Annotated in this window: 11 protein-coding genes; 6 read left to right on the top strand and 5 right to left on the bottom strand. The window is 69.4% G+C overall.

Translation table 11 applies throughout. From position 1 onward, the window contains the following. Window positions 1–354: 354 nt before the first annotated feature. Window positions 355–1,080, top strand: coding sequence for a DUF4142 domain-containing protein (locus FVA80_RS03260; RefSeq protein WP_147905790.1), 726 nt, complete (start codon window positions 355–357; stop codon window positions 1,078–1,080). A 143-nt stretch (window positions 1,081–1,223) separates the two neighbouring features. Next, window positions 1,224–1,670 carry a tol-pal system-associated acyl-CoA thioesterase gene (gene ybgC / locus FVA80_RS03255; RefSeq protein WP_147905789.1) on the top strand — a complete coding sequence of 149 codons (447 nt, stop codon included), beginning with the start codon at window positions 1,224–1,226 and terminating at the stop codon, window positions 1,668–1,670. A gap of 9 nt (window positions 1,671–1,679) precedes the next feature. On the opposite strand, the gene FVA80_RS03250 is transcribed toward ybgC, so the two are convergent. Then, window positions 1,680–2,468, bottom strand: coding sequence for an aldolase/citrate lyase family protein (locus tag FVA80_RS03250; RefSeq protein ID WP_147905788.1), 789 nt, complete (start codon window positions 2,466–2,468; stop codon window positions 1,680–1,682). A 328-nt stretch (window positions 2,469–2,796) separates the two neighbouring features. Here FVA80_RS03250 and tolQ point away from each other — a divergent pair, with 328 nt between their 5' ends. From tolQ to tolB, 4 genes are all read left to right on the top strand, one after another. Next, window positions 2,797–3,513, top strand: a complete 717-nt coding sequence (gene tolQ / locus FVA80_RS03245) for a protein TolQ (RefSeq protein WP_147905787.1) — start codon at window positions 2,797–2,799, stop codon at window positions 3,511–3,513. Between the two features lie 25 nt (window positions 3,514–3,538). After that, a complete protein-coding gene (locus FVA80_RS03240; protein ID WP_147905786.1) occupies window positions 3,539–3,985 on the top strand; it encodes an ExbD/TolR family protein in 447 nt (148 codons plus the stop codon). 10 nt (window positions 3,986–3,995) lie between these two features. Then, window positions 3,996–5,297, top strand: coding sequence for a cell envelope integrity protein TolA (gene tolA, locus FVA80_RS03235; RefSeq protein ID WP_147905785.1), 1,302 nt, complete (start codon window positions 3,996–3,998; stop codon window positions 5,295–5,297). 81 nt (window positions 5,298–5,378) lie between these two features. After that, complete coding sequence (gene tolB / locus FVA80_RS03230; RefSeq protein ID WP_246692246.1) at window positions 5,379–6,737, top strand: Tol-Pal system beta propeller repeat protein TolB; 1,359 nt, start codon at window positions 5,379–5,381, stop codon at window positions 6,735–6,737. A gap of 24 nt (window positions 6,738–6,761) precedes the next feature. Here tolB and FVA80_RS03225 read toward each other — a convergent pair whose 3' ends face one another. The 4 genes from FVA80_RS03225 to ahcY form a co-directional block, all read right to left on the bottom strand. Continuing rightward, window positions 6,762–7,820 carry a nucleotidyltransferase domain-containing protein gene (locus FVA80_RS03225; RefSeq protein ID WP_147905784.1) on the bottom strand — a complete coding sequence of 353 codons (1,059 nt, stop codon included), beginning with the start codon at window positions 7,818–7,820 and terminating at the stop codon, window positions 6,762–6,764. A gap of 131 nt (window positions 7,821–7,951) precedes the next feature. Continuing rightward, the gene (locus tag FVA80_RS03220; protein ID WP_147905783.1) at window positions 7,952–9,184 is read right to left on the bottom strand and encodes an MFS transporter; all 1,233 of its coding nucleotides are present in this window, start codon (window positions 9,182–9,184) and stop codon (window positions 7,952–7,954) included. Window positions 9,185–9,478: 294 nt separating this feature from the next. Beyond that, the gene (locus FVA80_RS03215) at window positions 9,479–12,028 is read right to left on the bottom strand and encodes a PAS domain-containing sensor histidine kinase (RefSeq protein ID WP_147905782.1); all 2,550 of its coding nucleotides are present in this window, start codon (window positions 12,026–12,028) and stop codon (window positions 9,479–9,481) included. Between the two features lie 395 nt (window positions 12,029–12,423). Then, window positions 12,424–13,824: an adenosylhomocysteinase gene (gene ahcY / locus FVA80_RS03210; RefSeq protein ID WP_147905781.1), complete on the bottom strand. Its 1,401-nt coding sequence runs from the start codon at window positions 13,822–13,824 to the stop codon at window positions 12,424–12,426. Window positions 13,825–13,879 lie beyond the last annotated feature (55 nt).

Here is a 13,879-nt window from a genome sequence, read left to right as displayed (position 1 = left end):
GTACCGTCCATGCGGTCGGGACGGGGCTGGTTCACGCCTCGTTCATAGGTTGCCATCTGCACCCGCAACGGCGATCGGCGCGGACTTGTGCGCCGCACTAAGGCCAAGCGCCTCAACCGGCGGGTGTTTCTCCGCGGGCCAGCGGACACTATTGCCAAGCTTTTGCGTAATCCCGCTCCTGTCGGTTCACGCAAACGCGATCTTGGCGGCGGAACAGCTGCAAAACGCGGCAGTTGAGATGGCGACCGCGCCAGTCTGCGTGGCGCTGGCAGGATTGCGGGACTGTGGCTCTTGCCACGGTATCCCGGCCGATCCTTGAGCCATCAATAAGAACACCAGGGACTTCCTTCCTCCATGAAGACACTCACGCTCGCCGTCCTCGGCCTCTCCGCCGCCGCGCTCTCGACCCCGGCGCTCGCGCAGGACGCGCTCCCGATCCGGATTCTGCCTTTCGCCAACCAGCAGGGCGTCGGCGCCGCCGCGACCGAGACCCCGGCCTTCCGCGCCGAGGCGCTGCGTTCGGATGCGACCAGCATCGAGGCGAGCCGCATCGCCCTCGAGCGTTCGCGCAACCCGCGCGTTCGGAACTACGCCCATCGCGTTCTGGTCGAGCGTAAGGCCACCACCGACGCCCTCCTGCCGGCGAACACCTCGCTGTCGCGCAACGGCACGGTCGTCTCGGACAACCAGGGCATCAAGACGGACCTGAGCAATCCGGTCGGCTTCGTGCTGGCGCCCGTGACCATCGCGGCGAACCTCGGGACCAGCATCGTCGGCGGCGCGCTCGGCGCAGTCGGCATCGTCGACAACAGCCCGACTGAGCCCGGCCGTCGCGTCGCCCTCGGCGAGCGCGGTCAGGCCCGCCTGTCGCAGCTCCAGTCGGCCCGAAGCGGCCGCTCGTTCGACCGCGCCTACATCGACCAGCAGGCCCGTTCGGACGCCCAGACGCTGGCGCTCTACGACGCCTACGCCAAGTCGGGCGACAGCGCCCAGGGCCGCCGCTTCGCCAGCGAGGCGCTGCCCTACATCGCCGACGAGCACGCCCACTCGGCGAGCTTGGCCGCCCGCATCGGCGGCTGATCGTTCAGTCCAGACCCGATCACGCGAGGGCCGCCCCAGGGTGGCCCTCGTCGTGTCGGACGGGTACCGGTTTTATCCCACACACCCGGCGAGGCGTGACGGCTGCTTCCCCCGCTGCCGCATCGTGCCGTAGACGATGTTCGATGAGCGCACAGACCTCCGCCACCGGCGCGCCGACGGACGACGCCCCCCATTGCCTGGGCGTGCGCGTCTACTACGAGGACACCGACTTCTCGGGCTTCGTCTACCATGCCAGCTACCTGCGCTTCCTGGAGCGTGGCCGGACCGAGCTGCTCCGGGATCTGGCGGGCGATCAGTCCGATCTGCATCGAGAGGCCAGCGGCCTCGTCTTCGTGGTCCGGCGCATGGCGCTCGACTTCATCCGCCCCGCCCGCATGGACGACCAGCTCACCATCGTGACCCGGACCCGGCAGCTGCGCGGCGCCTCGATGCAGCTCGCCCAGGAGGTCCGGCGCGGCGACGATCTGCTGGTCGCCGCCGACGTCCTTGTCGCCTGCGTGCGCGACGGACGCGCCATCCGGCTGCCGGAGGCCCTGCGCCGGCTCCTGGCCCCTCCCGGAGCCGCCTGACGCGTCCGGTCAGGCGACCCGCGTCGGGTCGGCGTCGCGCAGGAGTTTGGCGAAGGCGTTGACGATGGTCATCGCGTCGTACTCGACCGAGACCAGCTGGAAGCCCATCGCAACCATCTCCCGGGCCCGCACGGGCGACGGCGAGAACGCGCAGGGCAGCTTGCCGGCAGCCCGGGTCTTGCGCACGATCTCGCCGAGGGCGGTCGTGACCGCAGCGCCGGACGGGTCGATCGCCGTTCCCTTGGACAGGGCGATCGACAGGTCGGCGGGGCCGACCAGGATGCCGTCGATGCCCGGCAGGGCCAGGATCTGCTCCAGCGCGTCGATCGCCTCCGCGGTCTCGCACATGGCGATGGTCAGCGCCCGGGCGTTGGCGCCGGCGAGGTATTCGGAGGCGTCGCTCAGGCCCGACATCCACATGGCGCGGTCGGGCCCCCAGCTCCGCTGCCCGACCGGCGGATACTTGGTGGCGGCCGCTAGCGCCTGTGCGTCCGCCACGCTGTTGATCATCGGCGCGACGATGCCCGCGGCGCCGGCATCCAGCATCCGCGACGCCATGGCAAAGTCGCCGACCGGGATCCGCACCAGGCTCGGCTTGCCGGCGAGCGCCACCTCGGTGATCGCCGCGCAGCACGACTGATAGCCGTGCGCCCCGTGCTGCTGGTCGAGCAGCACGGCGTCGAAGCCGGCGCGCGCCAGGGCTCCGGCGATGGTCGGGTCGGCGATGCAGGACCAGCCGAGAAATCGGGCCGGCCCCGCGGGCAGCAGGCCGTGGAGGCTCGGAACGGGCAGGGTCATGACACGTCCTGGACTGAGGCTCGCGGCGACGGGTTCGCCGTAGGGGTGAGGATAACGGGCCTGGTTTCGCGAGGTCCAGTCTCGGGCGGGAGCGTCGCGACCCATACTGCGGCCGATGTCCTGGAATGCCCTAGGATCGCCCCGATCGAAACCGATCCTTAACCCTGTCGCGCCCTTAACGAAGTCGGTGCGATGCCGCCCGATTACGGGGTGAAGACGGCCCTTACTTTCGACAGATTCGCGGACGATAGCATTGATATCGCTCACGGATCCGGCGGACGTGGGCCTCGCCCGGCGCATCGCGATCCGGAGCAGGAGATCTCGACGGATGAACCCAGCCGACGCGATGCAGGCCGCGCCTGTCGCCGACATGACGCTGCTCGGACTGTTCCTGCAGGCCCACTTCGTCGTGAAGATCGTGATGGTCGGGCTGCTCAGCGCCTCGGTCTGGTGCTGGTCGATCATCGTCGATAAGACGCTGCTGTTCCGCCGCACCAAAGCCGAGATGGACGCGTTCGAGGACGCGTTCTGGTCCGGCCGCTCCCTGGAGGAGCTGTTCCGCTCGTTCAACGACCGTCCGGCCACCGGGCTGGCGGCGGTGTTCGTGGCCGCCATGCGCGAGTGGAAGCGCTCGTTCGAGGGCTCGGGCCGTCAGGTCCAGTCCCTGTCGCAGCGCATCGAGAAGCAACTCGACGTCACCATCCAGCGCGAGGTCGAGCGGCTCGAATCGCGCCTGCTGTTCCTCGCCTCGATCGGCTCGGCCGGCCCGTATATCGGCCTGTTCGGCACCGTTTGGGGCATCATGACCGCGTTCACCTCGATCGCGGCCTCGAAGAACACCTCGCTGGCCGTCGTGGCCCCCGGCATCGCCGAGGCGCTGTTCGCCACCGCGATCGGCCTGTTCGCCGCGATCCCGGCGGTGCTCGCCTACAACAAGCTGCAGGCCGAGGTCTCGAAGTCGCAATCGCGGCTGGAGGGTTTCGCCGACGAGTTCTCCGCGATCCTCTCCCGCCAGATCGACGAGCGCCTGTCGCTCGCCGCCTGACCGGGCCGATCCAGGAGATTGATCCATGAGCATGGCGGCGGGTGCATCCCACGGCGGCAAGCGGCGGCGGCGCAGGGGCCGGCGCGGCGGGCCGATCAACGAGATCAACATGACGCCGTTCATCGACGTCGTGCTGGTGCTGCTGATCATCTTCATGGTCGCGGCGCCGATGATGACGGTGGGCGTTCCCCTCGATCTGCCGCAGTCGAAAGCCTCGCCGCTCAATTCCGACGTGAAGCCGGTGACGATCTCGATCCGGCAGACCGGCCAGGTCTTCCTGGGTGAGGACGAGCTGACCGACGACACGATCATCCCGAAGCTCCTCGAGACGTCGAAGTCTGGCACCGAGGAGCGTGTGTTCGTTCGCGGCGACAAGCGGGTCGATTACGGCCGCGTCGCCCAGGTGATGGCGATCGTGACCGGCGGCGGCTTCAAGAAAGTCGCCCTCGTGACCGAGCCAGAGCATCAGTAGGGTCCGGACCGTGGAGTTCCACTTCGACCGCAAGGAACCGGGTGTCTGGATCTCTGCCGGCACCCACGTGGCGCTGCTGGCCTTCGCGCTGTTCAGCGTGGCGGCTCCGGCCCTGCCGGAGGCCCAGGAGGGCGTCCCCGTCGAGGTGATCACCGAGAACCAGTTCTCCGAGATCACCAAGGGCGAGCGCCAGGCCGACAAGCCGATGCCGAATGCCCAGCCGCGGGCCGATCGCCAGGCCGAGAAGGTCGAGGATCGCGAGCCCGAGAACGCCAAGACCGACGCGCCGACCGCGCCCACCCGCACCGCCGACATGAAGCTCGCCAACGCGGAGGAGATGCCCCTGCGCGCCGAGCCGGATCCGCAGGAGGTGGCGAAAGCCGCCAAGGCTGCCGAGGAGAAGCGCGAGGCGGAGAAGTCTGCCGCCAAGGCCGCCGAGAAGGCGGCTGAGAAAGCTGCGGCCGACAAGGCTGCGGCGGCCGAGAAGGCCGCGGCGGCCAAGGCCGAGGCGAAGGCGGCCGCCAAGGCCGAAGCCGAGAAGCGCGAGCAACTCGACAAGCTGATCGAGCGGCAGGAGGCTGAAGCCGCGGCTGCGGCCGCGAAGGCCGCCGCCGCGAAGGCGGAGGCCAAGGCCAAGGCGGATGCCGCCAAGGCCGAGGCCGCCCGGGAAGCCGCCCGGAAGGCTGCCGAGGCCAAGGCCGAGGCGGAAGCCGAGCGCCAGAAGGAGGTGGCCGAGGCCAAGGCCGCGCACGAGAAGGCGGAAGCCGCCGCCAAGGCCGAGGCCGCCGCCAAGGCGAAGTCCAAGGCGATGGCGGACGCCAAGGCCAAGGCCGACGGCGAGGCCAAGGCGCGCAAGCAGGCCGAGCTCGCCGACAAGTTCAACGCCGGCGACATCCGCTCCGTGCTGGCCTCGAAGGCGCCGTCGCAATCCACCGGGGCCACCGGCCACACGGTGCAGAAGGTCGCGGCTCTGGGCGCCGCGACCGGCACGGCGCAGCGCCTGTCGCCGTCCCTGCGCGACGCCCTGGTCGGGCTGCTGCAGCAGCAGATCGAGCGCTGCTACTCCGCGCCTCCGGGCGCCGCCCAGGGGGTGGTTCTGCCGGTGCTCGACATCCGGCTGAACCCGAACGGCTCGCTGAGCACCGAACCGCGGATCATGCGGGGCGGCTCCAGCGGGGTGGACCAGTCGATCGCGCAAGCCGCGCTCCGGGCGGTGCGCCGCTGTGCGCCGTATAACATTCCGGCCACCTACGCGCCGTACTACAACGACTGGAAGGCCATCAACGCGGAGTTCGAGTTCACGGCGACCTGAGATCGCCCTCCGCGTCGCCTGCCGTCACCCGCCTCCCCGTCTGATCGCCACTTCGTCTGATCGCCACTTCGGGTCCGACCCATGCACAGCACTTCCTCCGCCGGGCGCCTTCTGGCGCCCTCAGCCGCGCACCTGATCGCGCCCATCGTCGCGTTGCTGGCGCTGCTGTCGGTCGCCGTCGGCTTCGCGGCCCCGGCCCAGGCGCAGCTGCAGCTGCGCATCGGCGGCGGCAACTTCCAGCCCTTGCCGATCGCCATCGCGGATTTCGGCGGCGACCCGAGCCTCGGCGGCCTCGTCTCCGGCGTGGTGACCAACAACCTGCGCCGCTCCGGCTACTTCACGCCCCTCGACCACGCCCGCTTCCCCGAACAGCCGAACTTCGACGCCGCGCCGAACTTCGAGAAATGGCGCGCCACCGGCATCCAGGGCCTGGTCACGGGGCGCGTGTCCCGGGACGCCGCGGGCAAGCTGAAGGTCGAGTTCCGCCTCTGGGACGTGAGCTCGGGCCAGCAGATGACCGGTCAGCAATACGGCACCGACACCGCCAACGCCCGGCGCACCGGCCACCTGATCTCGGACGCGGTCTACACGAAGATCACCGGCCTCGGCCCCTGGTTCGACAGCCGTATCGCCTTCGTGGACGAGAGCGGCCCCAAGGAGAACCGGCGCAAGCGCCTGATGGTGATGGACCAGGACGGCGCCAACGTCCGGGCGATCACCAGCGGCGAGATGTCGATCGTCGCGCCGCGCTACTCGCCGGCCACGCAGGACATCGCCTTCATGGCGCAGGCCACCGGGCATCAGCCGCGGGTGCAGGTGATCAACCTCGAGACCGGCGCCCGCCAAGCCCTCGGCAACGTCGATTCGATGAGCGCGAGCCCGCGCTTCTCGCCCGACGGCCGCAAGCTCGTCATGAGCGTGCAGCAGGGCGGCAACGCCGACATCGTGACCATGGACATCGCCTCGAAGGCCCAGCGCTCGATCACCAACGGCATGGCCATCGACACCTCGCCGACCTACGCCCCGGACGGCGCGCAGATCGCCTTCGAATCGGATCGCGGCGGCTCGCAGCAGGTCTACGTGATGGGCGCGGACGGCTCGAACCCGCACCGCATCACCTTCGGGGCGGGCTCAGCCTCCCAGCCGGCCTGGTCGCCCCGCGGCGACCTGATCGCCTACACCCGCCAGCGCAACGGCGGGTTCGCCATCTGCGTCTCGAAGCCCGACGGCACCGGCGAGCGCGTCCTCACCGAGGGCTATCACAACGAGGGGCCGACCTTCGCGCCGAACGGCCAGTACGTGCTGTTCTTCCGCGACCCGGGCGGCCAAGGCGGCGGCAAGCTGTTCATGGTCGACATCACCGGCAAGGTGGAGCAGTCGGTCCCGACGCCCTCCTACGCCTCCGACCCGACCTGGTCGCCGCTGCTGGCGGGACGCTGAGTCGTTTGGAATTATGGAGCCCGGCTACCAGTCGGGCTCCGACCGTTTAGCGTCGGCATCTTCGGGCGCCGGTGGCTTGCCGATCGTATCGGCCAGATCGCGCAGGGCGCGCGGTAGGGGTCTGAGCGCAGGGTCGTCGAACGGCAATCGGGGCAGCCGCGTCCGAATCAGGGATGCGACGAGACCCGCCTGTGCGGCATCGCGCGAACGTTTCAGCGAATCGCGGTCGCCCCTGGTCGAGAGCCATGCCTTGTGGAGCGCGAAGGCGCGCGGGTCGATGACCCACATCTGCACCGGATAGCCCCTGGCATCGATCGCCGTGACGGCGGTCGTCGGGCTGTTGACCAACCATGCGAGCCCCTCGATCTCGACCGCCTGCAATTCATCCGAGGCCGATCCGATGCGATCGAGAACCGGAGGCCGTATCGGATCCTTCCCGGCCGGCATGATCAGATCGACCAAGTAACCGTCGCGGTTGACGGCGCGGAAGCCGGGATTCCCGACGACGGTGAACGAGCGATCAACCTTTCGCAGTTCGGCCAGCAACCCGCCTGCCGCCATGTTCGGCGCAACGAGGCGCAGGCTTTTTCGGGCATCGTACAGCAGATCGATGTCGCCCGTCGCGAGCTGCGGGCCTGCAATCTGAACGCCTCCGAGGCGTTCATAGGCGTATAGGGCGTTGGTACCGACGACCCCGACGACGGGACCGTAGAGCCGCGTCTCAGTCAGGCGGCGCAGGACACGGGCCGCGATGATGGGCATTCTCCCGAGGCGGAGCGCGCGATTGACCGGGGCCATCGCGTCCATGCGGGCAGCGAGGTTTGCGATTCGATCCTGCAGATCCGCGCGGCCGTCATGGAAGCCGCGGTGGATCTCCTCCGTGTCGGACGAGCGGGCACCGAGAGATTTCCAGACGCCCTGTCGCTTCCGATACAGGTACGTATGCGAGCCCACCGTCTTCCAAGCCATCGAACCCGCATAGCGGTGATCGAGCTCGGTGCGGGCCGCAACGTAGGCGCCGAAGGCCTGCTCCGTGTCGATCGTCTGTCGGGCTTGATCGCCATTCAAGTCGGTGAACAGCATGGCTCGATTCCGAGCCCTTTTCGACGAGCTTGGTTTGATAGCACACGTCGCGTCCGGCACAAGGTATTGAAAAGGAATGCATTATCCCTTTCTGATTGTGATACTGACCTCGAAGGGATAATGGCCGGCCGCTACCCCCGCACCAGCAACCGGTCCCGCGCCCGCAAGGCCGGGAAGAACCGGCCCCAGAGCAGCGCGACCGCGATCGTCGCGGCGCCGCCCGCCACCACCGCCGGGACCGCCCCGATCGCGGCCGCCAGTACGCCGGATTCGAACTCGCCGAGTTCGTTCGAGGCGCCGATGAACACCGTGTTTACCGCCGAGACCCGGCCCCGCATGGCATCCGGGGTCTCGCCCTGCACGAAGGTCTGGCGGACATAGACCGAGATCATGTCGGCGGCGCCGGTGACGAACAGGCAGGCCATCGACAGGGGCAGCGAGGTCGAGAGGCCGAACACGACGGTGGCCGCACCGAACAGCGCGCAGGCCCGCAGCATCCGCACGCCGGCATGGCGGCGCAGCGGACGGTAGGCGAGCAGGACCGCCATGGCGACCGCCCCGAAGGCCGGCATGCTGCGGAGCGCGCCGAGCCCCAGCGGGCCGACATGCAGCACCTCGCCGGCATAGATCGGCAGGAGCGCGGTGGCGCCGCCCAGCAGGACGGTGAACAGGTCGAGGCTGATCGCACCCAGCACCACCGGCTGCGAGCGGATGTAGCCGATGCCGGCCGAGAGGGCCGCCCAGGTGATCGGCGGCCGCTCGGTCACGGCAGCAGGCCGGAACCGGATCAGCCCCGTCAGGACGCTCGCCAGCGCGAAGCTCGCCGCCGCGCCGCCGAACACGACCGACGGCCCGAGCGCGTAGAGCAGGCCGCCGAGCGCCGGGCCCATCACCGACGCGCTCTGCCAGAGCGAGGCGTTCCACGCGATGGCCGATCCGAATTGCGGCCCCGGCACCAGGGTCGGCAGCAGCGCCTGCAGGGCCGGGTTGGCGAAGGCCCGCGCGGTGCCGACGACGATCACCAGGGCGTAGATCGGCCAGATCGCCTGGAAGCCGGCCAGCGCGTAGGCGAGCAGGCCGAAGCTCGCGAAGCTCTGGAGCCCGAAGGCCGCAGCGCCGACCAGGCGGCGGTCATAGGCGTCGGCCACGTGGCCGGTGATCAGGGCGCAGATCACCGCGGGCAGGAAACCCGCCAGCCCGACGAGGCCCAGCGCCAGCGCGGAATGGGTCAGGTCGTAGACGAACCAGCCGATCGCCACCGCCTGCATCTGATACGCGAGGCCGGTGAGGAAGCGGGCCGAGCCGAACAGCCGGAAGTCCCCGATCCCGAAGACGGCCCAGCCGGAACGATCTTTTTCGGACATGCGCCCTGCTGAGCCCGGCAGGGGGATTAATCAAGCCCGGCGGAGGGCCCGCTCCGGCAAACGGAGCGTCCTGTTCGCCGCCCTGGTCAGGGCGCGTTCGACGGCACCCCCCGGCCGACCGAGTGCTCGAATCGACGGAGATCCCGATCCCGAGATCCTGAGGTACCGCGTCAGTGGCTGCGCAGGAGCCCTCCGGTGAGCGCCCGCCGGTTGGAGGCCCCCGTCGCGGTTTCCGCTTCGCTGCGTCCCGTCCGGACGAGGTGGGAGATCGGGAAGGACCGGTGAAACAGCGCTTCAGTGGACCGCCAGGCCCGGCTTGCGCGCGGCGATCACGGTCGGGGTCGTGGCGGGTCGTCGTTCGGGATGCTCGCGCTGCAGCCCGTCAAAAGGGAAGAGCGGGAAGATGCAGGTCACCTGGGTGCCGGCCCCGGGTGCGGTCTCGAGGAGGACCCGCCCGCCATGGAGTTCGACGAAGGACCGCACGATCGACAGGCCGAGCCCGACCCCGCGATGGCGGGTGCCCAGGGTGTGGCTCTCGAAGCGGTTGAAGACCGAATCGGCGATCTCCGGCGGCATGCCGCGGCCGTGGTCGCGCACGCTCAGGATCAGCTCCTGGGCCTCCCGGCGGGCGCGGACCTCGACCCGCTGCCCGGCGTCCGAGAAGCCGACGGCGTTGGACAGCAGGTTGAACAGGATCTGGCGGATGCGCTTCCCGTCCGCGTGGACGCTGCCGATATCCTCGGGCACGTCGAGGGCCAGGGTGATGTGGGATTCGGCCAACCGGTCCTCGATGCCGCGCAGGGCGGCCTCGATCGTGGTCTGGACGTCGACCTCCTCCCGCTGAAGCTCCAGCGAGCCGGCATCGATCGAGGCGAGGTCGAGGATGTCGTTGATGATGACCAAGAGCGCCGCCGACGAGCGCATGATGTGGTCGGAATATTCGCGCTGACGGTCGTTGAGCGCCCCGACCGTCTCGTCGCCCAGCAGCTGCGTGAAGCCGATGATGTTGGTGAGCGGCGAGCGTAGCTCGTAGGAGACGTGGTGCACGAAGGTGTCGCGCAGCTGCGCGGCCTTCTCGAGCGCGTCGTTCTTCTCGGTCAGCGCCCGCTCGACGTTCACGCTCGCGGTGACGTCGATCAGGGTCAGCAGGGTCGCGCCCTCGGGCAGCGGCTGCGCGGCGCAGTCGAGAACCGTGCCGTCCACCACCTCCAGGCGGCAGGACTGGGCGGTGCGTGATTCGAGGCCGACCACCGCGTCGCGGATGTCGAGCCACGGCTCCTCGGCCGGCGCCAGCGACCGGCAGGCGGCGATGACGGCATCGACATGCGGCCGCTCCTCGACGGTCGCCGGATCGAGGCGCCAGACGGTGCAGAACGCCCGGTTGGCGAGCGTCATGCGCCCGTCGGCGCCGAACACCGCCACCGGCTCGGCCAGGGTGTCGAGGGTCTCGGCCTGGAGGCGGCGCAGGGCGATGTAGCGCGTCTCGGCGTTCAGGCTGTCGGAGACGTCGTCGAACAGGTAGGTCAGGCCGCCCTGCGGGTTGGGGTCGGCCACGACGCGGAGCGTTCGTCCGTCGGGCAGGTACCACCAGCTCTGGTTGGCCTCGGCGGCCCGGTAGGCGGCGAGCACCCCGTGCTTCCAGCCGCGGAAATCGGCCTGCTCCTCGAGCTTCCGCTCGGCCCGGAGATGGTCGAGGATCTCGCCGTCGGAGGGGCGGCTGTCGAGGAAGGCCTGGTCGAGGTCCCAGAGCTGGCGGTAGGCGGCGTTGTGGAAGATCAGCCGCTGCGAGACGTCGAACATCGCCACCGCGGTCGGCAACTGGTCCAGGGTGCGGACGTTCGCATTCATCTGGCGCTGCAGGTCGGCGCGGACGCTCTCCAGTTCAGAGACGTCGATGGCGATCCCGACCCGGCCGCTGTCCAGGGTGGTCTCGAACACGTCCAGCATGCGCCGGCTGCCGGCCACCACGGCCGAGAGCCGCGGGACGGTCCGGGTCAGGCCGGCGGCGCGCGCCGCCTCGTCGCGGATGATCGCCTCGCGGGCCGGACGGTCGAACAGCTCGACGCCGCCGTCGAGAGCGGCCTCGCGGGTCTCGGCCTCGACGGCCGCCGCGTAGGCGGCGTTGACCCAGCTCAGGCCGCCGTCCCGGTTGCGCCGCCAGACGGGCTGCGGGATCGCGTCGAGGAGCCCGGCCAGCGCCGACAAGCCGCGGCGGGTCTCGTCCAGGGTCGCGCGCAGGTCGGCGATCTCGCAGCGCTCCTGGCTGGTCTCGCGCAGGCGCAGCAGCGCGCGGCCGGCCACCGCCTGCCCGTGGGCGTCGATGCTGCGCCCGGTCTGGGTGCGTAGGCTCAGGGAGAAGCTCGTGCCCCGCGCCCGCAGGGTCTCCACCGCAGCCTCGACTGCGGCGGCGTCGGAGGCGACCAGCCAGGTGCCGAAGGCGAGGACCCGGCGGGCATAGCCCGAGGTCGGCCGCTCGCCGTAGATCGCGAGGCTGATATCGCCCTCGACCACCGGCTCGCTGCGCCGGTCCCAGGTGACGATGACCTGGCGCTCGGCGTTGAGCAGCATCTCGGCGCGATCGTGGGCGCCGCGGAGCACGTCGAGGGCGCCGGCCAGCTCCCGCTCCCGGCGGGTCCAGCGTGCGCGCTCGTAGAGGTGGAGCAGCGAGAGAATCACCGCAAAGGCGACGAGGCCGCCGAAGATCGCCAGGGCGGCGACGCCGTGCATCTCACGCGGCGCGTGCGTGGTCGCGGTCTCGGGCAGTTCGGCGAGCGCAGCGCTCGCCGCCGTCAATGTGAGCGCACCCACGCAGATTCGAACGTGCGCGGCACGACCGACACCCATGATAGCCCTGCCCCCACCCCTGGCGATCCGACATGCGCGTGCAACCGCGTGGCGCGAAACGCACCGTCCCCGCGACGATTCTCTCGAACCCTCGCGGACCCACCGATCTAAGATTCGGCTGCACCTTACCGTGCGGCGGAATCCAGCCGGAAGGGGAACGAAGCGTGGCTATACGCCGGGGGCTCACAATCATCCGTTAACGACACTCAGAAGACACAGTGCGTTGGCGCTCAAACGGGTTGACAAACGAAAGGGCCCGACGCAGCGCGCCGGGCCCTATTTTGCATGGTGATGGAGGCGTCGAACGCCGTCCCGGCCCTTATAGGTCCGGTTAGGAATTCAACCTCCGGTTTGGCTCGCGCGCCGAACCGGAGGCGCCGCCGGCCGGAGCCGGCTCAGTAGCGGTAATGCTCGGACTTGAACGGGCCGGCCTCGGAGACGCCGATATAGGCGGCCTGGTCGGGGCGCAGCTTGGAGAGCTTCACGCCGATCTTCTCGAGGTGCAGGGCCGCAACCTTCTCGTCGAGGGTCTTGGGCAGGGTGTAGACCTGCTTCTGGTACTTGGACGTGTTGGTCCAGAGTTCGATCTGCGCCAGCGTCTGGTTGGTGAACGAGGCCGACATCACGAAGGACGGGTGACCCGTGGCGTTGCCGAGGTTCACCAAGCGGCCCTCCGACAGGAGGATGATGCGGTGGCCGTCCGCGAAGGTGATCTCGTCCACCTGCGGCTTGATGTTGGACCACTTGAGGTTCTTCAGGCCGGCGACCTGAATCTCGTTGTCGAAGTGGCCGATGTTGCAGACGATCGCCCGGTCCTTCATCGACCGCATGTGATCGAGGGTGATGATGTCCTTGTTGCCGGTGGCGGTGACGAAGATGTCGGCGCGCGGGGCGGCGTCCTCCATCGTCACGACCTCGTAGCCCTCCATGGCGGCCTGGAGCGCGCAGATCGGATCGATCTCCGACACGAGCACGCGGCAGCCGGCATTGCGCAGCGAGGCGGCCGAACCCTTGCCGACATCGCCGAAGCCGGCGACCATGGCCACCTTGCCGGCCATCATCACGTCGGTGCCGCGGCGGATGCCGTCGACCAGCGACTCCTTGCAGCCGTAGAGGTTGTCGAACTTCGACTTGGTGACCGAGTCGTTCACGTTGATCGCCGGGAAGAGCAGCTTGCCCTCCTTGGCCAGCACGTACAGGCGGTGCACGCCCGTGGTGGTCTCCTCGGAGACGCCCTTGATGCTGTCGGCGAGGCCGGCGAACCAGCCCTTCGGCTTCTCGGCCAGCTTCTTCTTGAGCAGCGCGAAGAAGACCTCCTCCTCCTCGCTCTCCGGCTTGTCGAGGAAGGCGGTGTCGCCGCGCTCGGCGCGCAGGCCGAGATGGACGAACATGGTGGCATCGCCGCCATCGTCGAGGATCATGTTCGGCATGCCGCCGTCATGCCAGTCGAACAGGCGCGAGGTGTAGTCCCAGTACTCCTCCAGGGTCTCGCCCTTCACGGCGAAGACCGGGATGCCGGCGGCCGCGATGGCGGCGGCGGCGTGGTCCTGGGTCGAGTAGATGTTGCAGGAGACCCAGCGGATGTCGGCGCCGAGCGCCTTCAGGGTCTCGATCAGCACGGCGGTCTGGATCGTCATGTGCAGCGAGCCGGCGATCTTGGCGCCCTTCAGGGGCTGCGCAGCGCCGTACTCCTCGCGGACCGCCATCAGGCCCGGCATCTCCGTCTCGGCGATCGAGATCTCCTTGCGGCCGTAATCGGCCAGCCCGATGTCCTTGACGATATAATCCTTGGCCATGAGTCGGCGGCTCCGTGTGTTCGCGTTGCGGTTCGGGGCCAGCCCCTACCACTTC

This window comes from Methylobacterium sp. WL1 (assembly GCF_008000895.1).
In the GTDB taxonomy this organism is placed as follows: Bacteria; Pseudomonadota; Alphaproteobacteria; order Rhizobiales; family Beijerinckiaceae; genus Methylobacterium.
Note: the sequence above shows the minus strand (reverse complement) of the source record. Positions and strands in the feature narration are given on the sequence as shown.